Here is a 25,526-nt window from a genome sequence, read left to right as displayed (position 1 = left end):
CCCGCCGGGCGGCTACTGCCGCGCGGCCAGCTCGGACACCTTCTTCTTGAAGTCCGGCCGCGCGAGCGGGCGGGTCACCCCGATCCAGTTCGCCTTCTTGTAGGTCTTCACGCCGATCGCGGGCACGCACGCCGAGCAGCTCGCCACGATCATCTTGCCCCCGCCGATGACCATCCCGACGTGGCCGGGGTTGTCGGCCGACGTCCCGGGGCCGGAGTTGAAGAACACCAGGTCGCCGGGCTGCTCCTTGCCCTTGGCGATCTTCACGCCGAACGGCCACTGCTCGAACGTCGTGCGCGGGAGGTTGAGCCCGACCTGCCGGTAGGCGGCCTGGATCAGGCTGGAGCAGTCGTAGGCGTCCGGCCCGTTCGCGCCGAACACGTACGGCTTGCCGCGCTGCGCCATCGCGAACGCGATGATCGTCTTGACGAGGGCGCCGACGTTGGCGGGCAGCTCGTTGTCCTCGCAGTTGATCCCGTTCGCCTGGACGGCCTCGAACTCGCCGCCGGCGTAGCGCTTCGCCCAGTCCAGGACGAGGTCCACGTAGTCCCACGAGTGGTTGTACTGGAAGATCGCGGTGCGCATGCGCTCGGGGGCGCCGTTGTGCTTGAGGTAGGCGGCGGCCGTCGGGATGGCGTCCTCCGGGTCGTAGCGGTCCTTCTTGCCGTCCTTGTCGCCGTCCACCGCGAACGCCTTGAACGTCGCGGCCAGGAACTGCATGGGACCGCCCGCGCCCGCGTAGTTCTCCCCGCTGGAGACGCCCGGCATCGTCGACCTGCCGTGGTCGGTCTCGACCTTGCCGACGCCCGCCAGGAGGTTCCAGGGGATGCCGTACTTCCTGCCGGCCTCCTGGTACAGCTTCAGGTAGTCGGCGGGGACGGACTTCGCGTCGGTGGCCGCCGCGGGCTGCGCGCCGGCGCCGGCGACGTTCACGCAGCCGCCGCCACCGCCGATCCCGCCGCCGAACAGGAACTGGCTCGCGCCGAACAGGATCGGGACGAAGACCAGCGCCGCGAACATCACCGCCGCGACGCCGAGAGCGCCGACGAGCAGCAGCCTTCGCGGGCTCATCCCGTGTCACCCGCCTGTCCGGCGTCGGCCGGCTCGAACGAGTAGACCTTCAGCGAGCCGCCGTCCCTCGTCACGGTCACCGCGTACTGCTTGCTGTCGCTGCTGGTCCGCCCGTTCTTGGTGACCTGCTGCCGGCCGGTCACCAGGAAGATGATCGAGTTGTTCTCGATGTCGCGGATCTGGTCGAGGGACGCCGCGCCCTGCGCGACGAGCTGCTCGCGGCGGCGCTCCTCCACCATCCCGGGCGTCGCCACGCCCTGGCCGAGCCGCTGCCCGAGGTCGGTGGTGGTCAGGCCGGCGAAGCGCGCCATGTAGGTCTGGGGGGCCTCGTCGTAGCGGTACGTCCCGTAGGCGGCGACGAACCGCTGCGCCATGTCGGCCGCCGTGGCGAACTCCTGCCGGGAGAACGGCAGCAGCCGGTACACGTCGAAGTCGTTCGGGTCGACGGCGTTCTGGATCCCGGGCGGCGGGGACGCGGGGGCCTGCGGTCCCTGCGTCGCGGTCGCGCTCGGGCGGGCCTTCGGCTCATCGCCGGACCCGCCCGAGGGAGAGGCCACCGTCAGGTAGACGCCGACCGCCGCGAGCAGCACGACGAGACCCGCGAACAGCAGCTTGCGCCGCCGGTCGTTCAGGTTCATCACTCGTCCCGATTCGGCTCACCGGACCGGCGATCCACCGGACGCAGCCAGAACGGGATCGGCGGGCTGGCGTTGGAGCCGCCCCGGCCCCACAGCGGCGGGGGCTGCTGCCGCCCGCCGGGCTCGGGACGCGAGGGCCTTCCGCCCCCGGCGCCGCCGCCGCGGCCGCGCTGCCGGGGGACGTTCCCAGAGCCGCCGCCCGAACCGCCCGAACCGCCGCTGCCGCCGTTGCCGCCGCCGGAGAACCAGCCGCCGCCACCGGAGCCACCCGAACCACCGGAGCCACCGGAGCCGCCAGAACCACCGCCCGAGCGCCCGCGGCCGCGTCCGGAGCCAGAACCGGACGAGCGTCCGCCGCCGGAGAACCAGCCGCCGCCACCGCCGGAGCCACCCGAGCCGCCGGAGCCGCCGGAGCCGCCGCCCGAGCCGCCGCTGCCGCCCGAACCGCCGCCACCGGAGACCCCGCCGCCGGTTCCGCCGCGGCCCGCCCAGGAGGTCGGACGGACGGTGCCCTTGCCCGACCCTCCTCCGCCTCCGGAGTCCTCACCGTCGCCCTTCGCGACGGTGACGCCGCCGGGCTTGACGGCCGCCGCCCTGGCGCCGTCCGTGCGGCGGTCGCCGAGGGCGCCCGCCCTGGTCGGCAGGTTCAGCGGAGGAGCACCGCGCCTGGAGCGCCCCTGGGCCGCCGCGGCGCCCGCGCCGCGCGGCTTGGCCGCGAGCACCGGCGCGTCCTCGGGCGACTGCTCCGTGCCCGCGCCGGGCGCCGACCGGTCGGCCGCGGCCACCGTCCCGGCCACCGCGCCGCCGCCCGTCACGCCGCCGGCGACGGCGGCCGCCATCGCCGGGTCGTTCTTGGCCTTGCGGAACATCTGGTAGGCGGCCACCGGCGGCATCGCCTCGGTGCTCTTGCGGGCCGCCGCGATCGACTTGCCGAGCTCCGCCTCGCCCTTGCCCCGCGCCCCGACCGCCGAGTAACCGACGGAGGAGAACAGGTGCTGGAACGGCTTGCGGTACACGAACGCCGCGAACGTCACCAGCGCGATCAGCACCACCTGCAGGCCCCAGGGCAGCGTCTCGCCGAGGATCAGGCTGTACGCCCACAGCAGCAGCGAGAGCACCCCGATGAGCGCGGCCTGCTTCAGCAGCATGGACAGCAGCAGTTCGAGCCAGCGGACGGCGATGACGCGCCCGACGCCCGGATGGATGCCGATCCCGAGGAAGATCGGCCCCGCGACGAGGAGCAGCAGGAACGCGATCTTCACGACGATCAGCGCGAGCGCGATGACCAGGATGAGCAGGCCCGCGACCAGCGCCGCGAACAGCGCGATGAGCGACACTCCCAGCCGGTTCTGCCAGTCCTTGCCCTGGAAGAGCGCGTAGTTCTGGGGATGGTTGTCCTTGATGTCCTTCGTGACGTCCTTGTAGGCGTCACCCTTCTTGCCCAGGTCGACCTTGTTCGTGCCGTAGGTCTCCGGAAGGTCGACCGCCTGGGCCCAGAGCAGCTTGTCGGCGTTCTGCTTGATGATCTTCGCGTTGGGGTCGCTGGTGCCGAACTCGCCCTGCAGCCACGGCTTGCAGACCAGCGCGACCCACAGCGCGTTGGCGTTGCGGGACGTCGCGTCCATGCTCTCCGACGTCGCCGGGTCGGGCTTGCCCTCGGGGACGGGAACGCACGTCCCGCCCTTGGTGTCGCTCGGTGGCAGCGCGGCGCTGAACGCGGCGCTGGTCGCCTCGGACACCTTCGTCCCGAGCGTGGTGAAGTCGGCGGGCCGCGCGATCAGCCAGACCAGCGCCACCATCGCGGCGACCATCCAGATCACGCCCTCGGTGACCTTGCTCGCCCGCTTGCGGACGAGACCCCACCAGGCCAGCCACATCGCGCCGAGGATGACCACCCACGACCAGTAGCGGGCGTTGAACGTCTTGCCGACGTTGGTGATGACCCCGTCGACGGTGTCCTTCAGCCAGCTCAGCAGCGACTCCGACGCGGCCGCCTGGTAGACGCTGATCGTCGTCCGGTCGACCGTCCGGACGAGGGTGAACACGGTGTTCGCGATCGCGTTGCCCATCATCGACATCGCGTCCGAGCAGCCCATGTCGACCGCGTACCAGGTCTGCCCGGCGGTGCCGTACCGGTCGTAGTACGTGAGCTTCTCGACGGGCGTCTTCCGCAGCTTCTCGTCCGGGTAGTCGGGCGGCTTGATCATGCCGTCCGTCCCGGATCCGTACTGCTCGGGCGCCGGATGGTCGGCCGGGCTGCACGCGTCGTTCAGCGGGTTCGGCAGCTGCGGGACCGACGCGGACGCCGGCGACAGCGGCCCCAGCATGAACAGCGCCATGACGACCAGCAGCATCACCGAGCGGCGGGTGCGCGGCGCGCGGCGGCGCCTTGGGCGCCGCAGGGCCTTGCGGTCGAGTCCTTCGCCGGGCGAGCGCTGCAGGCGCGCCGTCCCGTCGCGGGAACCCATCATCGGGAGACCTCCTCGACCTCGGCCCCCGCGGCGGTGAGTTCGGACGTGCCCGGACGGGACCGGGTCGGGTTGGTGTCGAGCCAACGCTGCAGTTCCTCGGAGATCAGGTCGACGCCGATGCGCCCCGCTCGGCCGTCGAGGTCACGGAAGATGCATTCGCCGTTGCCGAGGTTGCGCAGCACGGCCTTGTGCTCGTCGGACGCCTCGACCCCGAGTAGGGACATGACGTTTCCGACCTCGACCCGCTCGGTGGAGCGGAACGAGAACACCGAGGACAGGCAGTTCGTCACCTGCTCGTTCAGCAGGTCCCCCGCGTTCTGGGAGACCAGGATCAGCGCGGTGTTGCGGGAGCGTCCCATCCGCGACACCTCGGGCACCAGCTTGGCGCCCTCGGGCGTCGAGGTGATCGCCCACGCCTCGTCCAGGAAGATGGCCTTCGGGACCCGCCGGTCGAGGCCGTGCATCAGCCGCCGCGCGAACTGCGACACCAGGTACATCAGCGCGACCGACAGCCGCTGCTCGTAGGAGTAGTCCTCCCGCGAGATCGTGACGTCCGGCAGGGTGAGCCCGCCGAGCGTGAACACGGTCGTCCAGCCGGCGGTGTCGATGCGCTCGCCGCCGGACGGGTCGAAGCACAGCCGCGCGAGCCGCATCTCCGACATCGAGCGCAGCACCGCGCCGAGGTTCTTGGAGGCCGGATCGTCGGCGGCCTCCAGGTGGTCGACGACGCGGCCGAGCGACGGACGCTCGGCGTTGGCGACCGCGCCGACCGCCTGGATCATCGCGGACTCGCGCTCCTCCGACATCCGCGGCAGCAGCAGCCGCAGCGTCTCGGTCGCCATCGTCTTCATGGTGGCGAGGTCGTCGCCGAAGGAGAACGGGTCGAGCAGGCCGGGCGCCGCCGAGCCGAGCGGCAGGATGCGCGCCTTCCTGCCCCGCGCCTTGAGCAGCTCCACGAGCGACTCGGCGTCGCCCTTCGGGTCGATCGCCGCGATGGTGACGCCGCGCAGCGCCATCTGGTAGATCAGCAGCAGGGCGAGCGTGGTCTTGCCGCCGCCGGGCTCGCCGGTGATCGCCACGGCCGTGGGGCGGTTGCGCGCCGCGGCGACGAGCGGGTCGAAGTGCACGATGGCGCGGGCCCGGCCGAGCGACTCGCCGATGTAGGGGCCGACCCAGCCCTCGCCCTCGTCGTCGGAGCGGTCGCCGAGGTCGACGGTCGCGACCGGCATGCCGCCCGCGATGGTGCGCAGCGGCTGGCGCTGCGCGTAGGCGTTCAGCCGGATCTGGTCGCCGGGCAGCGACTCCAGGAACAGCGAGAACTGGTCGCCGGTCGAGTTGACGACGTCGATGCCGATGTCGCGGTAGTGCTCCACGACGGCGTCCACGCGCTGCGCGAGGAGTTCCTCGGTCGGCGCCGACACGATCAGCCGGTGCCACCCGTAGACGAACGGCAGCCGCTCCTTGGTGATGCCGTGCTCCAGCATCCGGGCGGCGTCGATCTGCTCCGCGAGCGCGATCGGCGCCTCCGCGCCCGCCTCCCGGATGTGCTGGTCCATGTCGCGGGCGTGCGCGAGCTTGCGCGAGACGTCCTTGGACGCCTTCGCCGGGGGGATCAGCTTCATCCGCGCGCTGATCTCGACGGGGAACGGCAGCGCGTCGGCGTAGTGGAGCCAGGGCTCGCCGTCGGGGAACGGCATCATGTCGGGGAACCGCGCGAACGACAGGTACGCGACGTACGACGCGGCGGTGGCGCCGCCGCCCGCCCCGGTGAAGTTGGGCTGCTCGATCCGCAGGTAGGAGCGCCCGTTGTGGATGGCGCCCTCCACCAGCGCCTCGATCTCGCCCTTGCCCCACGTCCGGCGCGCGACGGCGGACGGCGGCGGATCGGCCAGGGACCCGGTCACCGCGTGCTGGAACAGCCACGCGACCTCGGTGGAGGTGGCGTGCCTGGCGTACAGGGCGGAGCCGCCGAGCGCGCGGCCGATCCGGTCGGCCTGCTCGGTCCAGCGCGCGATCTCCTTCTTGTCGACCGCGTCGTCGTGCACGCCGAGGACGCTCTCGCTGCGCTTGTAGGCCCTGAGGAGCTGGGGCAGGACGCCGCCCGAAAGCTGCGCGCCCATGCCGCGCGGACCGAGCCGCACCCCGAGGTAGACCTCCTTGGTCCAGAAGTCCTTCGCCCACACGTGGGCGTAGGTCTCCTCCAGGTACTCACGCCACCCGGAGCCGCCGTCGGACGTCCCGTCCAGCGCCAGCGCCCACTCCGCCGCCGGATACGTCCGGTGCCCGATCCGCAGGTGGACCTCGGCGTCCTGCATGCGGATGCCCGCCAGCGCGATGGTGATGTTGGTGGCGAGCGCCTCGCGCTCCTCACCGGTCGTGAACTCGTAGGACACCGTGGGGAGCCGGAAGTACGCCCACGCGGCGCTGTCGGTCAGCAGGACGCGGTCGTCGAAGTACCGCACGGCCAGCCGGCTCGACTTGCTCATGCCGTCCTCCCGACGCCGGTTCCGATCAACGATTCTCTCCAGCGCCGGGCGGCCGCACAGGGCTGCCCGGGGAAGTGTTCGCCATCCGGACGGTCATGAACGTCAGGCGCGTCCGCCAGCAATGCCCGGTTCACCTCGGTCTCCGCTCGATGCCCGCGAGGGGCGCTCATCGGGTGGCCTCCTGCTCCTGCTGAAGCTCCTGGTAACGCTCGGGCATGACGGTGAAGCCGCCGGCCACGACGCCGGCGAGGGCAAGATAGGCACGCCGCGTCGGCGTGCGCAACGACTTCAGCTCGTTGCGCGGCGCGCGGTCCATGCTCAGGTGATCATCCCACGGGATGCGCACCAGCGCCCGGCAGCGGCCCCGCGCCACGGCCTCGGCCTGCTCGACGTCGTCCATGCTGCGGCGGCTCACCCCGTTGATGACCGTCACCGCGCGGGACCGCAGCTCCTCGTAGCCGTGGCCGTCCAGCCACTCGAACGTCATCGCGACGGCGCGGGGCGCGTCGGCGCTCGCCGGGGCGACGAGGACGATCTGGTCGGCGTACGGCAGGACGCGCGCCACCACGGCGGCGGCCGCGTCGAGCAGCGTCACCGAGTAGAACTTGTCGATCGTGCGGATCGCGAGGGCGTAGTCGCGGTCGTCGAGCGCCTGCAGCGGGTTCTTGCCCGCCGCGATGACGTCGAGGCCGGACTTGGCCTGCGAGGTGTACCGGCGCATCGCGGTGAGGCTGGAGACCTGGTCGGCGCGCGTGATGAGCCCGGTCAGCGTCTCGTTGGTGTCGCTGCGGGTGCGCCGCGCGAGCGCGCCCGGCCCGGGGTTGACGTCGATCGCCACGACCGGCTCGCCGTTGTGCTGCGCGAACGTGTGCCCCAGCATCAGCGCCGTGACGGTCTGCCCGGCGCCGCCGGTGCAGCCGAGCACGACGACGTGCCGCGTCCCGTGGAACGGCTGCTGGATCCGCTGCTGGTAGTCGGCGTCGACCTCACCGTGCCCGCCGCCCACCGCGTGGATGAGCCGCCGCAGCCCGCCGGACGTCACCTCGTGCTCGGGACCGGGCGGCGTGATCGCCGGACCCGACGGCGGGGGCGAAGGCGGCGGCGGCAGCGGGCGGGGTCGGACGGGCGACGCGGGCTGCGACCGCACCTCCCGCGGCGGCGCCTCCTCCTCCACCGGACGCGGGGGCTCCACTGGACGCGGAGGCTCCGCCAGACGGGGCGGCTCCACGGGCGGCACGTCCTGCGCGGGCGGCGACACCGGCTCGGGAGCCTGCGGCCGCTGCGGCTTGGACAGCCCCTTCGACCAGGGCCTGGGCGGCTCCCGCAGGACCCCGGGCTGCTCCGGCGGCGCGGCGGGACGCGCCGGCGGCACCTGCGGCGGCGGCACGGGCCGCGCGGCGGCCTGCTCGGCCGACGCGGCGGGCAGCTCGGGCCGCGCGGTCTCCCGCTCCGGAGGCGCGGCGGGCGGCCGCACCGTCCACCCGGGACGCGGCTCAGGCGGCACCGGAGGCCGCACCGGCTGCGCGGCGGGCCGCTCTACAGGCGCGTGCGGCTGCTCCGGTGAAGCGGGCCGCTCGGAGTGCGCGGCAGGCTCCTCCGGTCGCGCAGAAGGCCGCTCCGGCGGCGTGGTGCCCTGCTCCGGCCGCGCGGCGGGCAGCTCCAGCGGCGTGGCAGACCGCTCCGACGGGGCGGGCGACTCCGCCCGCGCGGCGGGCTGCTCCGGCTGCGCAGGAGTCTGCTCCGAAGGCGCGTGCGGCTGTTCCGGGGGCGTGGGGGGCGGCACCGGCTCCGCCGCACGCTGTTGCTGGGGCCGGCCGTAGGGCCGGGGAGGCTGGGCGCCGAAGGCGCCGGGGACCATGGGGATGTCCGGGCGGGTGGCCGCGGGGGGTTGGGGGGCCGGGGTCGCTCGTTGCGGGGTGCGCGCGCCGGCGACCTTCCTGTCGCCGGGCTCTCCGTTGAACGCCTGCGTCGCGCGCACGCGCTCGCCCTCGGCGGCGTGGACCTGGTCGGGCTCGGCGGGCGGCTGCCGCGTGACGCCGTCGCCCGGTTCGACGGGGCGCACCCAACGGACGCTCGGCGCCGCGGGGGCCTGCTCGTCCTCGCGCGGGGGCGGTTCGGGGGCGCCCGCGATCTCCTCGGCGGCCCTGCGGTCGTCGGGGCGGGGCTGCTGGGGGATGTCCGGACGGGTGTCGCCGACCGGGACGGCCTGCCAGAACTCGGCCTGCTCGCCCGGCCGGCGGACGCCGGAGGCCAGGGCGCGCTTGCCGGAGCCGGGGGGCGGGCCGGGCGGGGGAACCTCCAGCCGCGGCGTCGCCGGGGGCTGCTCGACGCCGGCGGGGAAGGCCAGGACGTCGTCCTCGTGCGAGATGTCCCGGCTCGTGCGGCGCCACGCCTTGGGCGGGACGACGGGTTCGGGCGCGGCGGGCGGGGCGACGGCGGCCTGCGGGACGGGCTCGGGGGCGAGGGCGATCGGAGCGGCGGGGACCGGTTCGCGCTGGGCCGCGTACTCGACCAGGGACGGCGGCGCGGCGGCGACGGCGGGGCGCGGGATCAGGACCGGGGTCGCGGCGGGGGCCGCGGCGGGTTCCGGCTCGGCAGCGCGCCTGCGGCCGCGGCGGCGGGTCTTGATCGCGGCACGTTCCATGGCGGCGGCCGGGGCGGGGCTCCCGGCGCGCCGCCAGACGCGGGCCACGATGACGACCTCGCGGGGCTCCTGGATGGGGGTGAGGCGGCACCAGGTGCGGGGTTCGGCGAGGTAGCGGCCCTGGGAGAGCAGCAGCTCGGTGAGCCTCTTGCCCTCGATGACGGGGCGCGTCGCCAGCCACGTGAGCACGCCCGGCGGGACGATGTAGAGCACGTGCCAGGGGGACGCGAAGGGGATGCCGACCAGCCGGAGCAGCAGGATCCACGGCACGAACACGCCGAGGAAGACGCCGATCTGGACCAGCGGCAGCGGCATCGGAAGCCGCAGGTCGTACAGCTTGTACAGCCGCTTCTCGATGCGCCAGATGTTCGTGTACGTGGGTAGATCCACGCCCCTACTCCCCTAACTGCGCGAGCACCGTGCCGCCTGCCGACCTCCGCCCGAGGTCAGGCGTCCACGCCTAGGGCCTTGGCGATCGCCTTGGCCGTGGTCTCGATGATGTTCGGTACGTAGAAGACCACTCCGATCCCGATCGCCAGGCAGATGAATTGCACGAACCGCGTGATCTCGCGGGTGAACAGGAAGAAGATCGCCACAATGGAGACGATCACGAGGAACAGCGGGCCGAAGATCTGGCGCAGCCAGTCGGCGAGCTGATCGGTCTTGAGTTCGTCGGCCGCAAGGATTTCGTGCGGAATCGACGCCATGACGTGCTGCAGCATCGACTGGCTACCTTCCCTGGTCGGCGGTCGGGCTGGGGGTGGTGGTGTTCACTTCGCGGCCTCTCATGACGCGTTCGGTTGTGTGGTGCCGCGAATGTCCTGGACGAGCCAGGTCGTCCCCTTCTTCACCATGGCGAGCTGGTAGCTCTGCTCGAGCTCACCACCGCCGCCCCCGGCCGGCTGCCACACCACGGTCGCGGTGACGGTGCGCGAGCCACCGGGCCCCTTCGGCGCGACGACCTCCTTGACCTGTACGAAGATGACGGACTTGGCCAGCCCCGCGATGGTCGTCCCGTTGGAGAAGCGGGACAGGGCCGCCTGGTTGCCGTTCGCGTACTCCTGGAAGAAGGTGCCGAGGAAGGGCTGAAGTTCGGTTTCGAGGGAGGTGTCGCGGTCTTGGACCCCGTCCTGGGGAAGCTGCGCCTTGGCCGGTGGGGGGAGCAGGGCGGGACGGGCGGAGACGACCAGCGAGCCGCTCCGGTCGGCGTACACCGGGACGGCGAGGCGGAGCCAGCGGTCGGCGGTGCGGGCGAGGAGCGTCACGGTGGCGTTGCTGGCGTCGCGGGCGTCGACGCCGGCGACCTGGACGGACTGCACCTGCATCCTGCCGACGCCGTTCCAGCCGTACTGGGCGTCGGCGCCGTCGGGCAGGAAGGTACGCAGCTGCGCCTCGCGGGCGGGCGCGGTCTTCTGGTCGAAGTTGAGGTAGACGTTGGCGAACTGGAGGGCGAACGCGCCCGCGGCGCTGCTGGGGAACCCCGCGTTCTTCGGCGCCTTGGACGTGGCGCCCCCTCCGCTGGGCGTGTCGTCGGCGGTGAAGCGCTCGAACGGGGCGCGGACGCCGTTGACGAGGATGACGAGGATCAGGGCCCACAGCACGGCGCGGCCGACCCAGACCCACCATCGCCCACCGGATCCGCCCCAGCGGCCACCGCCGCGCGAGCCGCCGCCGGACCGTCCGCGGCCGCGCTCGGGCAGGTCCCACGGGTCGGCGGACGCCGCGAGCGCCCGTCCGGGCGCCGCGGTCTCCTCGACTACGGCGGTGTCACGGCCGCGTCCCACGGCCGACCTGCGAGCCATCCTGCCTCCGCTCGCGCCTCGCCCCCGGTCGGCGCGGTCCTGTTGCCTGGTCATGTCGGTGGCTTTTCTGAACCCACCTCGGGCCCAGGGTAACCACGGGCGTCAATTGTTCCAGCGCATCCCAGCGAAGCACAGCCCCGGCACGCGGTTGCGGATAATGCAATCCACCTCAGCAGGAACGGGGAGGATTGCCAAACGGTGACGTTCTCCTACCCAGGCCTCCGAACGGTGCGCAACCCCAGGTAACGGACAAGCGGGACGCCTCAGAAGTTGCTTGGTCACGGGATGGCGGCGCCGCCCGCAATCCGTTTCCAGAAACAGCGGACACTGTGTCGAAAATGCGACACCCCGCACCAAAACACCCAGCTCACCGGGCACACCGGCCACACGGGCATCCTGTGTCGCCAAAATCACACAGGTCACGGGGTCCGTCCGACCCTGGCGGGCGCGGTCGGACGGTGAAGCGGTCAGACGTTGAAGCGGAACTCCACGACGTCGCCGTCCTGCATGACGTAGTCCTTGCCCTCCATGCGCACCTTGCCGGCGGTGCGGGCGGCGGCCATCGAGCCCGCCGCGGTCAGGTCGTCGTAGGAGACGATCTCGGCCTTGATGAAGCCGCGCTGGAAGTCGGTGTGGATGACGCCGGCGGCCTCCGGCGCGGTGGCGCCCTTGGGGATCGTCCAGGCGCGCGACTCCTTGGGCCCCGCCGTCAGGTAGGTCTGGAGGCCGAGGGTGGCGAACCCGATCCGGACGAGCTGCGACAGGCCGGACTCCTCCTGCCCCATGCCCTGCAGCAGTTCGAGCGCCTCGTCGTCGGGCAGCTCGATCAGCTCCGCCTCGATCTTGGCGTCCAGGAAGATCGCCTCGGCGGGCGCGACGAGGGTGCGCAGGCGCTCGCGCAGGGCCTCGTCGGTCAGCTCGCCCTCGTCCAGGTTGAAGACGTAGAGGAACGGCTTGGCGGTGAGCAGGTGCAGCTCGCGCAGGAGCTCCAGGTCGACCCCGGCCTGCTCGGCGCCCGCGAACAGCGTGACGCCCTCGTTCAGGAGCTTCTGCGCGGCGTTGACGGCGTCGACGACGGCGAGCTTGTCCTTGTCCTTCTTGGTCCGGGCCTCCTTGTCGAGGCGCGGCAGCGCCTTCTCGATCGTCTGGAGGTCGGCCAGGATCAGCTCGGTGTTGATCGTCTCGATGTCGCGGGACGGGGCGACGTCGCCGTCCACGTGCGTGACGTCCGGGTCCTCGAACGCCCGGATGACCTGGCAGATCGCGTTGGTCTCCCGGATGTTGGCGAGGAACTTGTTGCCGAGCCCCTGCCCCTCGGACGCGCCCTTGACGATGCCCGCGATGTCGACGAACTCCATCGTCGCCGGGATGGTCTTCTGCGAGCCGAAGAGCTCGGCGAGCACGGTCAGCCGCGGATCGGGCACGCCGACCACGCCGACATTGGGGTCGATGGTCGCGAACGGGTAGTTGGCGGCCAGCGCGTCGTTCTTGGTCAGCGCGTTGAAGAGCGTCGACTTGCCGACGTTGGGCAGCCCGACGATTCCGATGGAGAGGCTCACGGCCGTCAAGTTTATGGGCGCCCGCGGACCCCTCGGGCTGCCCGGAACCTCCGTGCGGCCTCCCTCTGGTGAACACTGGGCCAAATGTCCGGTGACGCGGGGCGCCCCGGCGCGTCGCGGTCGCCGATCGCGGACGCGCTGTCACGATGAGCGGATGGACCTCGCGCTGTTCGCCGGACTCCTCGTCGGCGCCGTCTTCGGCGCCGTCGCGGGGTACGCGCTCGCGACGGGCCGGCAGGGCGCGCTGATCGCGCGGGCGCGGGCGGCCGAGGAGAAGCTCGCCTACGCCGAGGAGCGGATGGCCGAGCACTTCGAGAACCTGTCGGCCAAGGCCCTGGACGCCAGCAACCAGCGGTTCCTGGAGCTGGCGGACGCGCGGCTCAAGGCGGCCGGCGTCGAGGCGGCCGGGGAGCTGCAGCGCCGCCAGCAGGCCGTCGAGCATCTGGTCGCGCCGCTCAAGGAGACGCTCGCCAAGGTGGAGGAGCAGCTCCGCGAGGTGGAGACGGGCCGCCGCGAGTCGCACGCCATGCTGGCCAAGCAGGTCGACTTCGTCCGGCAGAGCTCCGACCAGCTCCGGCGCGAGACGCAGTCGCTCGTGCGGGCGCTGCAGCGACCCGAGGCCCGGGGGCGCTGGGGCGAGCTCCAGCTCCGCCGCGTCGTGGAGCTGGCCGGGATGGCGCACCACTGCGACTTCGACGAGCAGGCCGGCGCGGTCACGGCCGACGGCACGGTCCGCCCCGACATGGTGGTGCGGCTGGCCGGCGGCAAGAACATCGTGGTCGACTCCAAGGTCTCGCTGGCCGCCTACCTTCAGGCGGCGGAGAGCGGCGACCCCGTGCGGCTGGACGCGCACGCGCGGCACCTGCGCGACCATGTCGACCGCCTGTCGGCCAAGTCGTACTGGCAGGCGTTCAGCCCTGCGCCGGAGTTCGTCGTGCTGTTCATCCCGGGCGAGGCGTTCCTGGCGCCCGCCCTCGACCGCGACCCCGGCCTGCTGGAGTACGCGATGAGGCGGCGGGTGCACATCGCCACGCCGACGACCCTCATCACCATGCTGCGGACGGCGTCCTACGCGTGGCAGCAGGCCGCCCTCTCGCGCAACGCCCGCGCGGTCTTCGACCTGGGCAAGGAACTGTACGAGCGGCTGGGCACGATGGGGCAGCACGTCGACGAGCTCGGCCGCGCGCTGACCGGCGCCATCAAGTCCTACAACCGGACGGTCGGTTCCCTGGAGACGCGCGTTCTGGTCAGTGCGCGCAAGCTGAACGAGCTCGGAGTGGTGGACGACGGCCTGGAAAGCCCCCATCCTGTCGAGGAGAGCCCCCGCGCCCTGTCCGCGGCCGAACTGACCGCATACGACGAACTTTTCGACGACGAGGACCATCTGCCTGATCGGGACCATTCCCGGCCTGGCCCCGCCGCGGCGGGTCCCGGCGGGCGCGTCCCCGAGCAGGGCGATCCGCGGAACGTCCAGGAGCGGAACGGGCCGGGGCGTGTGGGGGGTCCGCCTCCCATGGGGAAGAGGTGGCGATGAGTTCATCGACGGTACGCGACGCGCCGGGCGGCTCCTCGGCGTCCCCGGAGGGCCCGGCGCGGCGCCGGCGCGGCGGTGCGCCCCGCTCGGAGTCGGCCGGCCCGATCACGCTCACCGGGCGCGGCGGCATCGTGGTCATGTTCGCCGCCGGGGTGCTGTGCGGGCTGCTGTCGCGGTGGTTCGGCGTGCCGCTGCTGGCCGGCGCCGGGTTCGCGATCGGCTGCGCGCTCGCCGCCTTCGCGACCCGTCCCGCCGACCTGCTCACGCTCGTCGTCAGCCCGCCGCTGGTGTTCCTCGCCGCCACGCTCACGGTCGTGCTCGTCACCACGCTCGGCGAGGGCTCGCTGCTGCGCGGCGTCACGGTGGGCGTCTTCACCGCGCTCGCGGCCACCGCGCCGTGGCTGTTCTTCGGCACGCTGCTCGTGGTCGTGATCTGCCTGGCGCGCGGCGTCCTGACGAACGCCCGGGAGCTGCACGACAAGCTGGTCGGGGTCCGTCTCTTCGAGAAGGACGAGAACGAGAACCCCGTCCGGTGGGACGACTCCCCCGGCACGCCGGAGGGCCGGCACGCCCGGGGCGACCGGCCGCCGTCCGGGGCCGCGGGCTAGACGGGCGTGATGCGCAGGTCCTTGCGGAGTTCCTTCGGCAGGGAGAAGCGCATCCTCTCCTCGACGGACTCGATCTCCTCGGCCTCGCCGTAGCCGCGCTCGGCGAGCCAGGCGAGGACGTCCTGGACCAGCTCGTCCGGCACCGACGCGCCGCTCGTGACGCCCACCGTGGCGACGCCCTCCAGCCAGGCCGGGTCGATGTGCTCGGCGTAGTCGACGAGGTAGGCGGCGTCGGCGCCGTGCTCCTTGGCGACCTCGACCAGGCGGACGGAGTTGGAGGAGTTGGTCGACCCGACCACGATGACGAGCTGGGCCTGCGCCGCCATCTCCTTCACCGCGACCTGCCGGTTCTGGGTGGCGTAGCAGATGTCGTCGGACGGCGGGTCCATCAGCTTGGGGAACCGCTCGCGGAGCTTCTCGACGGTGGCGACGGTCTCGTCGACCGACAGCGTGGTCTGCGACAGCCACGCCACCTTCTCGGGGTCGCGGACGATCACGTTGGCGACGTCGTCCGGGCCGTCGACGAGGTGGATGTGGTCGGGGGCCTCGCCGGTGGTGCCGATGACCTCCTCGTGGCCCTCGTGGCCGATCAGCAGGATGTCGTAGTCCTGGGCGGCGAACCGGACGGCCTCCTTGTGGACCTTGGTCACCAGCGGGCACGTCGCGTCGATGGTGCGCAGGGACAGGCCCCTGGCCTCCTCGTGCACCACGGGCGCCACGCCGTGGGCGGAGAACACCACGATGGAGCCCTCGGGGACCTCCTCGGTCTCGTCCACGAATATCGCGCCGCGCTCCTCCAGCGTCCTCACGACGTGCACGTTGTGGACGATCTGCTTGCGGACGTAGATCGGGGCCCCGTACTTCTCCAGGGCGATCTCGACCGCTTGCACGGCCCGGTCGACGCCCGCGCAGTAACCACGCGGCTTGGCGAGCAGGACACGGCGCTGGGTGGAGGTCATGGCTCCATCGTACGAGGGGCCGGGCTGTGACCGACTCCACGGCACGCTTTGCCAGAATTCCATTCACCCCGCGTGACCAGGGTCGCACCGATGGGGCAGAGTGAGGGGGACGGAGACGAGGCAGGAAGAGGAACGTCCGATGAGGAAATCGCCGCGCCGCGTCAGTGAGCAGGTCCGCGAAACGGTGGGTGAGCAGGTCCGCGACCTCCCGCTGCACGCCGTCCGGCTGGCCATGTTCGGCGTCGGCCGGGCACTGCTGCTCACCGACCGGGTGACCAGGGACTACAAGGAGATCACCGAAGGCGGCGGTGTGAAGCCGGTGGTCGGGCGGCTGCGCGACGACGTCCAGCACACGGCCGGCAAGGTCGTCGGGCTGGTCGCCGAGCGCGTCCGCGGTGAGGAGCCCGAGGCCGGGCCCGCGCCCGAACCCGTGCGCCGCACCAGGACGGCCGCCGCGCGTTCGGCGGCCACCGAGGAGATCTCGATCGGCAAGCCCGGCGGCGGGCCGGGCCACAGGCCGAAGCACGCCCGCCCCGGACCGCCGCCGAAGCCCGCCAAGCCTGGTGCGCTGGGCAGGCACCACGCCAAGGCGGAGGGCGAGGCCGGTCCGGCCGCCGGGCCCGCGCCGAAGCCGGTGCCGTCCGAGCCGAAGCCGGAGCCCGCGCCGCAGGCCGAGCCCGCCCCGAGCCCGAAGGCCGCCGAGCCCGCGCCCTCCAAGCCGAAGCCCAAGCCCAAGGCGGCCGAGCCCAAGCCGGCCCCGGCTGCGGAGAGCAGGGCCCCGGAGAAGAAGGCTCCGGAAGCGAAGGCCCAGAAGAAGGCCGACGAGGCGGCGTTCGAGCCGAAGCCGGAGGCCAAGCCCGCCGCGCAGGCTGAGGCCAAGCACATCGCCGAGGATCTGCCGGTGCCCGACTACGACAGCGCCACGCTGCCGCAGCTGCGCGCGCGCCTTCGCGGCCTGTCCGCCGACCAGGTGAAGCTCCTGCGCGAGTACGAGCGCAAGCACGCCGGTCGTGAGGACGTCATCCGCATGTACGAGCGCCGCATCGCCAAGCTCAACGGCCTCAACTGAGCGGCACGGAGCGACGGCAGGAGGAAGCCCCCGGGAGCGCCCGGGGGCTTCTTCCGTTCCGGGGTCAGGCCGCAGCTGGGGCGTCCTGGAAGGTGTGGTCGATGTCGACCCGCTCCAGCGAATCCAGGTGGCGGCGGCGCACCGCGAGGATGCCGATCGCGACGGCGCAGCAGGCCGCGCCGACCACGTACGGCAGGTTCGCGTCGACCTCCTCCGCGAGCCTCGTCGCGATGTACGGGGCGAGGGCGCCGCCCATCCACCGGACGAAGTTGTACCCGGCGGACGCGACGGGCCGCGGGCTGTCGGAGACCTCCATGGCGGCCTCGGTGAACGCGGTGTTGTTCAGCCCGATCGGGATGCCGGACAGGACGGTGCAGGCGATGATCCCGCCGTGCCCGAGGAACGCGAGCCCGAGCTGGAACACGATCAGCAGCCCCAGCGCCAGGTACATGACCCGGACGGTCCCGATGCGCCGCTGCAGCACGGGGGCGCCGAACACCGACGCCAGCGCGACCATCACGCCCCAGCCGAAGAACACCAGGCCGATGCCGTGCGCGCTCATGCCGAGGACGAAGGGGGTGAAGGCCAGGATGGTGAAGAACGCGTAGTTGTAGAACAGCGCGGTGAACGCGGTGGTGGACAGGCCGCCGTGCGCCAGGGCCCGGATGGGCGCGCTCAGGCGGGTCTTCTCGGCGGGCTTCGGCGTGGGCTTGAGCAGCGTGGCGATCAGCAGGAAGCCGACCGCCATGAGCGCGGCGGTGCCGAAGAAGGGGAACCGCCAGTTCATGTCGCCGAGCAGGGCGCCGGCGAGCGGGCCGAGTGAGATGCCGATGCCGAGCGCCGCCTCGTAGAGGATGATCGCCGACTCCGCGCCGCGCTTCCCCTTCGCGGGGGGCCGGTCCCCCGCACCCTCCGGGTCGCCTCCGGCTCCGCCAGAGGCCGCACCCACGATGACGGCGAGCGCGGTGGCGACGAACAGGGCGTTGCCGAGGCCCCAGCCGGCGCGGAAGCCGACGAGCTGCCCGACGGTCCCGGACGTCCCGGCGAGGGCGGCGAACGCCACCACGATCGCCAGGCCGATCAGCAGCGTCCTGCGTCCGCCGATCCGGCTGGACACCCAGCCGGTGACCAGCATCGCCACCGCGGTGATCAGGAAGTAGCTGGTGAACAGCAGGGACACCTGGCTCGGCGAGGCGTCCAGATTGGCCGCGATCGCGGGCAGGATCGGGTCGACGAGGCCGATGCCCATGAAGGCGACGACCGCGGCGAAGGCGGTCGCCCACACCGACGTCGGCTGCCTGAGGATGCCGCCGCCCTTCGGGGTCGCCGAGGGCTTCGCGTGCATGAGTACCTCCGTGTGCTGGTTCAGGGTGCGCCGAAGAGCTTGTCGAGGGCGGGCAGCGCCGCGGCGACCGCCGCGCGCTCCCCGTCCGTCAGCTCCGCGAACCGCTCGGCGAGGAAGCCGATCCGGCGCTCGCGCCCGGCGGCCAGCCGGTCGCGTCCCGGCCCGGTGAGCCGGGCGGTGACGACGCGGGCGTCGGCGCCGCTCCGGCCGCGCGCGACGAGCCCGTCGCGTTCGAGCCGGTTGATCTGCGCCGTCATGGTCGGCAGCCGGACGCCGTGCTCGGCGGCCAGCTCGGTCATCCGCCGCGGCCCGTGCTCCAGGGAGCCGAGCACGGACAGCTGCTGGCTGGTGATCGGCTGGTCGGCGCTGACCTGCCGGAGCATCAGCACCACGTGGCGCAGGCGCCGGTTGAGCTGCTCGGCGAGCTCGCGTTCGGATGCGGTCACGGTGTCTCCTCGGAATTACTTAGCTAGTCTAAGTTAGCTTGGCTAATGTTTGGTGGCCCGGCGCATGTCTCTTCGGTCACACGGATTCTGCCGGTGCGGGCGGCGTGCGGACCGGCGGCCCGGCCCGCGCCGTAGGCTGCCTGCATGGCGATGGAGACCACTGCCGAATCCCCGGTTCCGGTGCGCACCGTGCTGCAGGCGGTGAGCGGGTGGATCGGCAGGCTCGGCCGCATCTGGGTGGAGGGTCAGATCACCGACCTCAACGCCCGCGGCGGCACGGTCTACATGACGCTCCGCGACCCGGTGGCGAACATGTCGGTGCGGGTCGTCGGCCCGCGCGCGGTGTTCGAGGCCGCCGGGCCGGCGGTCACCGACGGGGCCCGCGTCGTCGTGCACGCCAAGCCCGACTTCTGGATCAACCGCGGGACGTTCTCGCTCAGCGTGCTGGAGATCAGGCCGGTCGGCGTCGGCGAGCTGCTGGCCCGGCTGGAGCGGCTCAAGCGGGTGCTGGCGTCCGAGGGGCTGTTCCGGCCGGAGCGCAAGCGCCCGCTGCCCTTCCTGCCCGGCCGGATCGGGCTGATCTGCGGGCGCGACTCCGACGCCGAGCACGACGTCCTGCAGAACGCACGGCGGCGGTGGCCGGCGGTGGCGTTCCGGGTGGAGAACACCGCGGTGCAGGGTTCGTACGCGGTCGGCGAGGTGATGGAGGCGCTGCGCGCGCTGGACGCCGATCCCGAGATCGATGTGATCATCATCGCGCGCGGCGGCGGCGCGATGGAGGACCTGCTGCCGTTCTCCGACGAGGCCCTCGTCCGCGCGGTCCACGCCGCCCGCACGCCGGTCGTCAGCGCGATCGGGCACGAGCAGGACAGCCCGCTCCTGGACCTGGTCGCCGACGTCCGGGCCTCCACCCCGACCGACGCCGCGAAGAAGGCCGTGCCGGACGTGCGGGAGCAGCTCCAGCTCGTCCGGCAGCTGCGCGACCGCGGGCGGCGGTGCCTGTCCGGCGCGGTGGAGCGGGAGCTGGCATGGCTGCGGTCGGTGCGCTCCCGGCCCGCGCTGGCCGACCCGGTGCGGGAGATCGAGCGGCAGTCCGAGCAGGTCGCGGCGCTGCGCGACCGGACGCGCCGGTCCCTGTCGGCGGCGCTGGACCGGGCCGGGGACGAGCTCGGGCACACCCGCGCCCGGCTGCTCGCCCTCTCCCCCGCCGCGACGCTGGAGCGCGGGTACGCGATCGTCCAGCGGGAGGACGCGTCGGTGGTGCGGGAGGCGGCGTCGGTCAAGGACGGCGAGCGCCTGCACGTGCGGCTCGCCGACGGGCGGCTCGGTGTGAGCGTGACCGAGCGGGAATGAACCGCGGGTCGCCGACCGAACCGCGAGTTGCCGACCTGGGGGACGGGAGGTCCCCCCGGGGATGAGAGGGTGGGCCGGTGGCGGACGAGAAGGGGACGGCCGAGAAGCCGTCGTACGAGCAGGCGCGGGACGAGCTGGCCGAGGTCGTCAAGCGGCTGGAGGCGGGCGGCCTGACGCTGGAGGAGTCCCTCGGCCTGTGGGAGCGGGGCGAGAGGCTCGCCTCCGTCTGCGAGGAGTGGCTGGAGGGCGCCCGCGCCCGGCTGGCCGCGGCCCTGGAACGGCCGGGCGACGGCGACGCCGCCGCCCCGTTCTGAGGCTCAGGAGGCCGGCGTGACCGTCACCGGAGGCGTCGGCCCCCCGGTCTTCGCCTGCTCCTTCAGCGACCCGGCCAGGACGGCCAGCTCCGTGTAGGACGCGGTGCCGGTGACGACGATACTGGCCCCGTCCGGAAGCGTCCGGGCGAGGGAGTTCGCCTTCTTGTCCTTGCGGTGGTACTTGGTCCAGGCGACGCCGTTCACCTGCTGCGTCCCCACCGGCCGGCTGCTGTTGGCCATGCGCGGGACGTACTGCGACGCCTTCTCGTTGCTCTGCTCCAGCGCCGCGTACTCGTCGCTGGGCGTCACGAACCCCAGATGCCAGGCGACGGGGTCCTTGCCGTCGGCGTCCAGCCCGTGCACCCGCGAGCTGTTGGGACGCCAGGTGGCGGGCAGCCCTTCGGGCGCGTAGACGGTGAAGGGCGCGTCATTGCGCATCACCCACAGCTGCGAGCCGTAGTCGACGGTCGGCAGGACCTCCTCGTTGCTGCGCGGCGTGACGACGTAGATCGCCAGCACGATCAGCAGGCAGGCGCCCATCGCCATGGTGAAGCCGCCGAGCCCCGTGGTCAGCCGCTTGTACACTCCGGGGCTCACCTCGACCACGGGCCGTCCCGCGTGCGCGGCCGGCTCGGGGCGTGCCTGCGGAGCGTCCGTCTCGGGGCGGTCCGCGGGCGCGTCCGCCTCAGTCTGGACGGCCTCGGCGTCCGGGGCGGAGGATGGGGTCTTGTCGGTCACCCCTCCAGGATCCCCTACCCCTGGCGCTGCTCCGTACCGGGGTTGCGGATCGTGCCGACGATGGCCATGGTCCTGTCGGCGAGCCTGCGGGCGGCGTCCTCGTCGTCCAGCAGCGAGATCTCCGACACCGCGCCCGCCATCGCGCCCGTCAGCACCGTGACCAGGGCCTCGTCGACGCCGCCGTCGGCGGTGTGGAACAGGGCGGCGTTGCGGCTGGCCCACTTGTTCAGCCGCTGGCGCATGACCCGGTCGAACCCGGGGGGCCCGTCGCCGGAGATGAACAGCCGGGCGACGTCCCGCTCGTCGAGGCAGCCGTTGAGGTAGGCGCCCGCGCCGGCGATGAACTGCCGCATGGGATCCTTCTCGCCGGCCTCCCGGACGGCGTTGATCGCCTCGCGGGTGCGCTCCTGCTGGCGTCCCTGGAAGTCCTCGAACAGCGTCAGGTACAGGTCCGCCTTGCCGTTGAAGTGGTGGTAGAGGCTGCCCACGCTGGCGCCGGCCTTGGCGACGATGTCGGTCACCGCGGCCTGGGCGAAGCCGGACTCGCAGAAGACGTCCCTGGCCGCGGCCAGCAGGGCGCCGCGGGTGGCGGCCCCGCGGTCGGAGGTCCGCGCGGGGCCGTCGGCGGGCCGCGCGCCCCCGTTCCGAGTCACCCCGCCGGACGGGACGTCGATGTCGCTGCTCATGACGCCTGAGATTACGCCCTCTCCCAGGGGGAAACGATCCCTTGTCCGTGCCGCGGTGGTTTCACGGCTCCGCATCCTGTACTCGTTTCACCCGCGCCGGCTCGTTTCACCCGCGCCAGGACACCTGTTCGACCCGTGCCCGGACGGCCCGCGGCCCGGCTGGTCTGGTCCAATTTGTGGCCTGCCATCCGGTCCACGGAGAATCCGAGGCACCACCGACCGAAGGGGCTGCCCCGCCATGTCCGATGAGACCACCGTTTCCTCCCCCCTCGCCACCGAGCCGTCGGCGCCGGACCGCAACCTCGCGATGGAGCTGGTCAGGGTGACCGAGGCCGCCGCCATGGCCGCGGCCCGCTGGGTCGGCCGGGGGGACAAGAACGGCGCCGACGGGGCCGCCGTCAACGCGATGCGCCAGCTGATCAACACCGTGTCCATGCGGGGCGTCGTCGTGATCGGCGAGGGCGAGAAGGACAACGCGCCGATGCTGTTCAACGGCGAGGAGGTCGGGGACGGCTCCGGCGCCGAGTGCGACGTCGCCGTGGACCCGGTGGACGGCACCCGGCTGACCGCGCTCGGCATGAGCAACGCCATCGCGGTGCTGTCGGTGGCGCCGCGCGGGTCGATGTTCGACCCGTCGGCGGTGTTCTACATGGAGAAGCTGGTGACCGGCCCGGAGGCGGCGGACGCCGTCGACATCGAGCGCCCGATCGCCGACAACATCCGCGCGATAGCCCGCGCCAAGGGGTCCTCGCCGCACGACGTGACGGTCTGCATCCTCGACCGGCCGCGGCACGAGGGCATCGTCAAGGAGGTCCGGGAGGCCGGGGCGCGGATCAAGTTCATCCTGGACGGCGACGTGGCCGGCGCGATCATGGCGTCGCGGCCGGGCACCGGCGTGGACCTGCTGCTCGGCATCGGCGGCACCCCGGAGGGCATCATCGCCGCATGCGCGATCAAGGCGCTCGGCGGGGTGATCCAGGGCCGGCTGTGGCCGCAGGACGACGAGGAGCGGCAGAAGGCCACCGACGCGGGCCACGAGCTGGGCCGGGTGCTCACCACCGACGACCTGGTGACCTCCGACGACGTGTTCTTCGCCGCGACCGGCATCACCGACGGGGAGCTGGTCGACGGCGTCCGCTACAGCAAGGGCACGGCGGTCACGCACTCGCTGGTCATGCGGTCGCGCAGCGGCACCATCCGGACGATCTCCAGCGAGCACCAGCTGAGCAAGCTGCGCGCCTACAGCGCGATCAACTTCGACACGGCGGTGTAGGGGCCGGGCGCCTACCGGCCGCGGTTGAGGCGGTTGCGGACGCGGCTGCGCAGCGTGAGCTTCGGAGCGCGCGCCCGCACCGAACCGAAGATCAGCGTGCCGCCCACCTCGATGGTCGGGCCCTCGGCCGCGGGACGGGCCCGCAGGTCGCGTGTGCTGAGGATGGTGCGCCCGGTGACGTCCACGCGGACGCCCTCGGGGACCAGGAGCCGGATGCGGCCGCCGAGGACCAGCGAGTCGACCACGATGTGGCGGCGCTGCAGGACGGCCTCGCGCAGGTCCAGCTCGACCGTCCCGAACAGGGCCAGGAGCGGGAGCTTGACCGGGACGACCCAGCGCCCGTCCCGCCGGGTGCGGCCGAAGAAGACCGAGACCGGGCGGTCGTCCACGAGGATGGGCTGCGCCTCCTCGGGGCTGAGGTCGCCGGTGAGCCCGGTCAGCTCGCCCAGGGTGCGGGCGGCGAAGACGCGGGAGGTGCGCTCGGAGTGCTCCTCCATGGTCAGCCGCCCGTCCGCGAGGGCCTCGCCCAGGACGGCGGCGACGCGTTCCCGGTCGGCGTCGGACGCGCGCAGGTCGCGCACGTTGGTGACCTTTTCGCTCGCCGGGCGATGGGGGACGTCCACAAGGAAGAGCGTATCCCCCGGCGGGGACGGACCCGCGGGAAAACGGGTGGGGATTCGTCCCTCCCTTACCTAGTGTGAGAGGTATGACCTTGCACCGTGCCCAGATCGCGGCTGCCCGCGAGGGCACCGGCGCGGCGGCGATCAGCCTCCGCGGCGTCGTGAAGCGGTTCGGCGGCTTCACCGCCGTGGACGGGCTCGACCTGGACGTCCCCACCGGAATCTGCCTGGGGCTGCTGGGCCCGAACGGCGCCGGCAAGTCGACGACGATGAAGATGCTGACCGCGCAGGCGATCGCCGACGAGGGCACGATCCGGGTTCTCGGCTTCGACGTGCCCCGGGAGTCCAAGCGCGCGCGGGCGGCGATGGGGGTCGTCCCCCAGCAGGACAACCTCGACGAGGAGCTGACCGCGCGCGAGAACCTGGAGGTGTTCGCGCACCTGTACCGGGTGCCGCGCAAGGGGCGGCGCAAGGCGGTGGACGACGCGCTGGCGATCGCGCATCTCACCGGGCGGCAGCTGACCAGGGTGGACGGCCTGTCCGGCGGCATGCGGCGCCGGCTGCTGATCGCCCGGGGGCTGGTGCACCGGCCCGCGCTCGTCCTGCTGGACGAGCCGACCGTGGGCCTCGACCCGCAGGTGCGGGCCGAGCTGTGGGGGCTGATCGACGGGCTGCGCGCCGGCGGCACGACCGTGCTGATGTCGACGCACTACATCGAGGAGGCCGAGCGCCTCGCCGACGAGTGCGCGCTGATGTCGCACGGCAGGGTCATCGCGCGGGGCACGCCGTCGGCGCTGGTCGCCGAGTACGCGGGCGAGCGGGTCGTCGAGCACTACGGGCCGCCGGACCGGCTGACGGAGGTGGAGCGGGTCGCGCGGTCGGCCGGGCTGCCGACCCGCCGCACCGGGCCGTCGGTGTCGGTGCTGAAGGCCGAGACCATCGCGCCCTCCCTGGAGGACGAGCTCGGCCCGGACGGCGTCCGCCGCGCCTCCAGCCTTGAGGACGTGTTCGTGGTGCTGACCGGGGAGCGTGTGGAATGACCGCCCAGGCGGAAGCGGCCCGGTCCGAGCGGGCGCCGCGCCTGCGCCGGTTCGAGACGGCCCCGGTCCGCGGGATCTGGCGGCACGAGCTGGCCCTCTACAAGAGGTACTGGAAGTCGCAGTCGTTCGCCTCGATGGTGGAGCCGACGTTCTTCCTGCTCGCCTTCGGCTACGGGTTCGGCTCGATGGTCGCGGTGATCGGCGACTACCGGTACCTGGACTTCGTCGCGACCGGCGTCGTCGGGACGGCGGCGCTGTTCACCTCGGTGTTCCCGGGGATGTTCAACGGCTACATCAGGCGCGTGTTCCAGCACACCTACGACGCGATGCTCGCCGCGCCCGTGGACGTGCACGAACTGGTGACGGCCGAGGCGCTGTGGATCGCGGCCAAGTCGGCGGTGTACTCGTGCACCCCGATCATCGTGGCGCTGTTCTTCGGACTCGACCCGTCCCCCGGGATGCTGCTGGTGCCGTTCGTGACGTTCTTCACCGCGCTCGGCTTCGGGCTGTTCGGCATGTGGACGTCGTCGGTGGTGCCGTCGATCAACTCGTTCGACTACGTGATCACCGGCGTGGTGACGCCGCTGTTCCTGATCGCCGGGACGTTCTTCCCGGTCGAGGCGCTGCCCGGCTGGGCGCAGAAGGTCTCCTACCTCAACCCGCTGTACCACTGCGTGCAGCTGGTCAGGGACGCGGTGTTCGGCCTGAGCCCGCTCGCCGACCTCGGGCACCTCGGCGCGCTGGTGGCGTTCGCCGCGCTGATGTGGATCATCGCCGTCCGGGGCATGCGCAAGCGCCTCATCGGGTGACGCTCCCCGCCCATTGACCTGGGGCGTACCCTGTCCCTACGCTGACGCGAATCTTCTTCAC

Annotated in this window: 22 protein-coding genes; 8 read left to right on the top strand and 14 right to left on the bottom strand. The window is 72.7% G+C overall.

Annotation, left to right across the window (positions count from 1 at the left end):
• Positions 1–12: 12 nt before the first annotated feature.
• The 8 genes from BJ999_RS08435 to ychF all read right to left on the bottom strand — a co-directional run bounded on the left by BJ999_RS08435 (position 13) and on the right by ychF (position 12,671).
• Positions 13–1,071 (bottom strand): C40 family peptidase, encoded by a 1,059-nt coding sequence (locus BJ999_RS08435; protein ID WP_179832763.1) that lies wholly within the window; start codon positions 1,069–1,071, stop codon positions 13–15.
• On the bottom strand, positions 1,068–1,709 hold the full coding sequence (locus tag BJ999_RS08430; RefSeq protein WP_179832762.1) for a hypothetical protein: 642 nt from the start codon (positions 1,707–1,709) through the stop codon (positions 1,068–1,070). The genes BJ999_RS08435 and BJ999_RS08430 overlap by 4 nt, the downstream gene beginning before the upstream one ends.
• Complete coding sequence (locus BJ999_RS42885; protein ID WP_179832761.1) at positions 1,709–4,180, bottom strand: type IV secretion system protein; 2,472 nt, start codon at positions 4,178–4,180, stop codon at positions 1,709–1,711. Before BJ999_RS42885 ends, BJ999_RS08430 begins: the two co-directional genes overlap by 1 nt.
• Positions 4,177–6,666, bottom strand: coding sequence for an ATP-binding protein (locus BJ999_RS08420; RefSeq protein ID WP_179832760.1), 2,490 nt, complete (start codon positions 6,664–6,666; stop codon positions 4,177–4,179). Before BJ999_RS08420 ends, BJ999_RS42885 begins: the two co-directional genes overlap by 4 nt.
• Before the next feature lie 166 nt (positions 6,667–6,832).
• A complete protein-coding gene (locus BJ999_RS08415; protein ID WP_179832759.1) occupies positions 6,833–9,700 on the bottom strand; it encodes a TcpE family conjugal transfer membrane protein in 2,868 nt (955 codons plus the stop codon).
• 56 nt (positions 9,701–9,756) lie between these two features.
• Positions 9,757–10,032 carry a hypothetical protein gene (locus tag BJ999_RS08410; protein WP_179832758.1) on the bottom strand — a complete coding sequence of 92 codons (276 nt, stop codon included), beginning with the start codon at positions 10,030–10,032 and terminating at the stop codon, positions 9,757–9,759.
• A 63-nt stretch (positions 10,033–10,095) separates the two neighbouring features.
• Complete coding sequence (locus tag BJ999_RS08405; protein WP_179832757.1) at positions 10,096–11,112, bottom strand: conjugal transfer protein; 1,017 nt, start codon at positions 11,110–11,112, stop codon at positions 10,096–10,098.
• A gap of 467 nt (positions 11,113–11,579) precedes the next feature.
• The gene (gene ychF, locus BJ999_RS08400; RefSeq protein WP_179832756.1) at positions 11,580–12,671 is read right to left on the bottom strand and encodes a redox-regulated ATPase YchF; all 1,092 of its coding nucleotides are present in this window, start codon (positions 12,669–12,671) and stop codon (positions 11,580–11,582) included.
• Positions 12,672–12,825: 154 nt separating this feature from the next.
• Here ychF and BJ999_RS08395 point away from each other — a divergent pair, with 154 nt between their 5' ends.
• The gene (locus BJ999_RS08395) at positions 12,826–14,205 is read left to right on the top strand and encodes a DNA recombination protein RmuC (protein ID WP_179832755.1); all 1,380 of its coding nucleotides are present in this window, start codon (positions 12,826–12,828) and stop codon (positions 14,203–14,205) included.
• Positions 14,202–14,813: a DUF6542 domain-containing protein gene (locus BJ999_RS08390; RefSeq protein ID WP_179832754.1), complete on the top strand. Its 612-nt coding sequence runs from the start codon at positions 14,202–14,204 to the stop codon at positions 14,811–14,813. Before BJ999_RS08395 ends, BJ999_RS08390 begins: the two co-directional genes overlap by 4 nt.
• Here BJ999_RS08390 and BJ999_RS08385 read toward each other — a convergent pair.
• Complete coding sequence (locus tag BJ999_RS08385) at positions 14,810–15,772, bottom strand: 4-hydroxy-3-methylbut-2-enyl diphosphate reductase (protein WP_179832753.1); 963 nt, start codon at positions 15,770–15,772, stop codon at positions 14,810–14,812. The genes BJ999_RS08390 and BJ999_RS08385 overlap by 4 nt on opposite strands.
• A gap of 139 nt (positions 15,773–15,911) precedes the next feature.
• Between BJ999_RS08385 and BJ999_RS08380 the strand changes: the two genes are divergently transcribed.
• The gene (locus tag BJ999_RS08380; protein WP_179832752.1) at positions 15,912–16,841 is read left to right on the top strand and encodes a DUF8129 domain-containing protein; all 930 of its coding nucleotides are present in this window, start codon (positions 15,912–15,914) and stop codon (positions 16,839–16,841) included.
• A gap of 64 nt (positions 16,842–16,905) precedes the next feature.
• Here the strand turns inward: BJ999_RS08380 and BJ999_RS08375 are convergent, their stop codons facing one another.
• Together BJ999_RS08375 and BJ999_RS08370 are read right to left on the bottom strand one after the other, a co-directional pair.
• On the bottom strand, positions 16,906–18,186 hold the full coding sequence (locus BJ999_RS08375; RefSeq protein ID WP_179832751.1) for an MFS transporter: 1,281 nt from the start codon (positions 18,184–18,186) through the stop codon (positions 16,906–16,908).
• Between the two features lie 20 nt (positions 18,187–18,206).
• Positions 18,207–18,632 (bottom strand): MarR family winged helix-turn-helix transcriptional regulator, encoded by a 426-nt coding sequence (locus BJ999_RS08370; protein ID WP_308427249.1) that lies wholly within the window; start codon positions 18,630–18,632, stop codon positions 18,207–18,209.
• 144 nt (positions 18,633–18,776) lie between these two features.
• Between BJ999_RS08370 and xseA the strand changes: the two genes are divergently transcribed.
• Entirely contained in the window at positions 18,777–19,985 is a 1,209-nt protein-coding gene (gene xseA, locus BJ999_RS08365; RefSeq protein WP_179832750.1) for an exodeoxyribonuclease VII large subunit, read from the top strand.
• Between the two features lie 77 nt (positions 19,986–20,062).
• Entirely contained in the window at positions 20,063–20,299 is a 237-nt protein-coding gene (locus BJ999_RS08360; protein WP_179832749.1) for an exodeoxyribonuclease VII small subunit, read from the top strand.
• Positions 20,300–20,302: 3 nt separating this feature from the next.
• Here BJ999_RS08360 and BJ999_RS08355 read toward each other — a convergent pair whose 3' ends face one another.
• Together BJ999_RS08355 and BJ999_RS08350 are read right to left on the bottom strand one after the other, a co-directional pair.
• The gene (locus BJ999_RS08355; protein WP_179832748.1) at positions 20,303–21,037 is read right to left on the bottom strand and encodes a DUF4245 domain-containing protein; all 735 of its coding nucleotides are present in this window, start codon (positions 21,035–21,037) and stop codon (positions 20,303–20,305) included.
• A 14-nt stretch (positions 21,038–21,051) separates the two neighbouring features.
• Positions 21,052–21,723, bottom strand: a complete 672-nt coding sequence (locus tag BJ999_RS08350) for a TetR/AcrR family transcriptional regulator (protein ID WP_179832747.1) — start codon at positions 21,721–21,723, stop codon at positions 21,052–21,054.
• Between the two features lie 238 nt (positions 21,724–21,961).
• On the opposite strand from BJ999_RS08350, the gene glpX reads away from it, so the two are divergent.
• On the top strand, positions 21,962–22,996 hold the full coding sequence (glpX, locus tag BJ999_RS08345; RefSeq protein WP_179832746.1) for a class II fructose-bisphosphatase: 1,035 nt from the start codon (positions 21,962–21,964) through the stop codon (positions 22,994–22,996).
• 11 nt (positions 22,997–23,007) lie between these two features.
• Here glpX and BJ999_RS08340 read toward each other — a convergent pair whose 3' ends face one another.
• Positions 23,008–23,619: a DUF1707 SHOCT-like domain-containing protein gene (locus tag BJ999_RS08340; protein ID WP_179832745.1), complete on the bottom strand. Its 612-nt coding sequence runs from the start codon at positions 23,617–23,619 to the stop codon at positions 23,008–23,010.
• Between the two features lie 83 nt (positions 23,620–23,702).
• Here BJ999_RS08340 and BJ999_RS08335 point away from each other — a divergent pair, with 83 nt between their 5' ends.
• Entirely contained in the window at positions 23,703–24,656 is a 954-nt protein-coding gene (locus BJ999_RS08335) for an ABC transporter ATP-binding protein (RefSeq protein ID WP_179832744.1), read from the top strand.
• Entirely contained in the window at positions 24,653–25,465 is an 813-nt protein-coding gene (locus BJ999_RS08330) for an ABC transporter permease (protein ID WP_179832743.1), read from the top strand. The genes BJ999_RS08335 and BJ999_RS08330 overlap by 4 nt, the downstream gene beginning before the upstream one ends.
• The last annotated feature ends 61 nt before the right edge of the window (positions 25,466–25,526 follow it).

It is taken from the genome of Actinomadura citrea (assembly GCF_013409045.1).
Taxonomy (GTDB): domain Bacteria; phylum Actinomycetota; class Actinomycetes; order Streptosporangiales; family Streptosporangiaceae; genus Spirillospora; species Spirillospora citrea.
The sequence above is the reverse complement of the archived record's forward strand: the minus strand, read 5'-3'. Positions and strand labels throughout refer to the sequence as shown.

Coding starts and splice junctions, on each gene's coding strand:
- BJ999_RS08435 (WP_179832763.1), bottom strand. CDS start 1,071: ATGAGCCCGCGAAGGCTGCTGCTCGTCGGCGCTCTCGGCGTCGCGGCG.
- BJ999_RS08430 (WP_179832762.1), bottom strand. CDS start 1,709: ATGAACCTGAACGACCGGCGGCGCAAGCTGCTGTTCGCGGGTCTCGTC.
- BJ999_RS42885 (WP_179832761.1), bottom strand. CDS start 4,180: ATGATGGGTTCCCGCGACGGGACGGCGCGCCTGCAGCGCTCGCCCGGC.
- BJ999_RS08420 (WP_179832760.1), bottom strand. CDS start 6,666: ATGAGCAAGTCGAGCCGGCTGGCCGTGCGGTACTTCGACGACCGCGTC.
- BJ999_RS08410 (WP_179832758.1), bottom strand. CDS start 10,032: ATGCTGCAGCACGTCATGGCGTCGATTCCGCACGAAATCCTTGCGGCC.
- BJ999_RS08405 (WP_179832757.1), bottom strand. CDS start 11,112: ATGGCTCGCAGGTCGGCCGTGGGACGCGGCCGTGACACCGCCGTAGTC.
- BJ999_RS08395 (WP_179832755.1), top strand. CDS start 12,826: ATGGACCTCGCGCTGTTCGCCGGACTCCTCGTCGGCGCCGTCTTCGGC.
- BJ999_RS08390 (WP_179832754.1), top strand. CDS start 14,202: ATGAGTTCATCGACGGTACGCGACGCGCCGGGCGGCTCCTCGGCGTCC.
- BJ999_RS08385 (WP_179832753.1), bottom strand. CDS start 15,772: ATGACCTCCACCCAGCGCCGTGTCCTGCTCGCCAAGCCGCGTGGTTAC.
- BJ999_RS08380 (WP_179832752.1), top strand. CDS start 15,912: ATGAGGAAATCGCCGCGCCGCGTCAGTGAGCAGGTCCGCGAAACGGTG.
- BJ999_RS08375 (WP_179832751.1), bottom strand. CDS start 18,186: ATGCACGCGAAGCCCTCGGCGACCCCGAAGGGCGGCGGCATCCTCAGG.
- xseA (WP_179832750.1), top strand. CDS start 18,777: ATGGCGATGGAGACCACTGCCGAATCCCCGGTTCCGGTGCGCACCGTG.
- BJ999_RS08350 (WP_179832747.1), bottom strand. CDS start 21,723: ATGAGCAGCGACATCGACGTCCCGTCCGGCGGGGTGACTCGGAACGGG.
- glpX (WP_179832746.1), top strand. CDS start 21,962: ATGTCCGATGAGACCACCGTTTCCTCCCCCCTCGCCACCGAGCCGTCG.
- BJ999_RS08335 (WP_179832744.1), top strand. CDS start 23,703: ATGACCTTGCACCGTGCCCAGATCGCGGCTGCCCGCGAGGGCACCGGC.
- BJ999_RS08330 (WP_179832743.1), top strand. CDS start 24,653: ATGACCGCCCAGGCGGAAGCGGCCCGGTCCGAGCGGGCGCCGCGCCTG.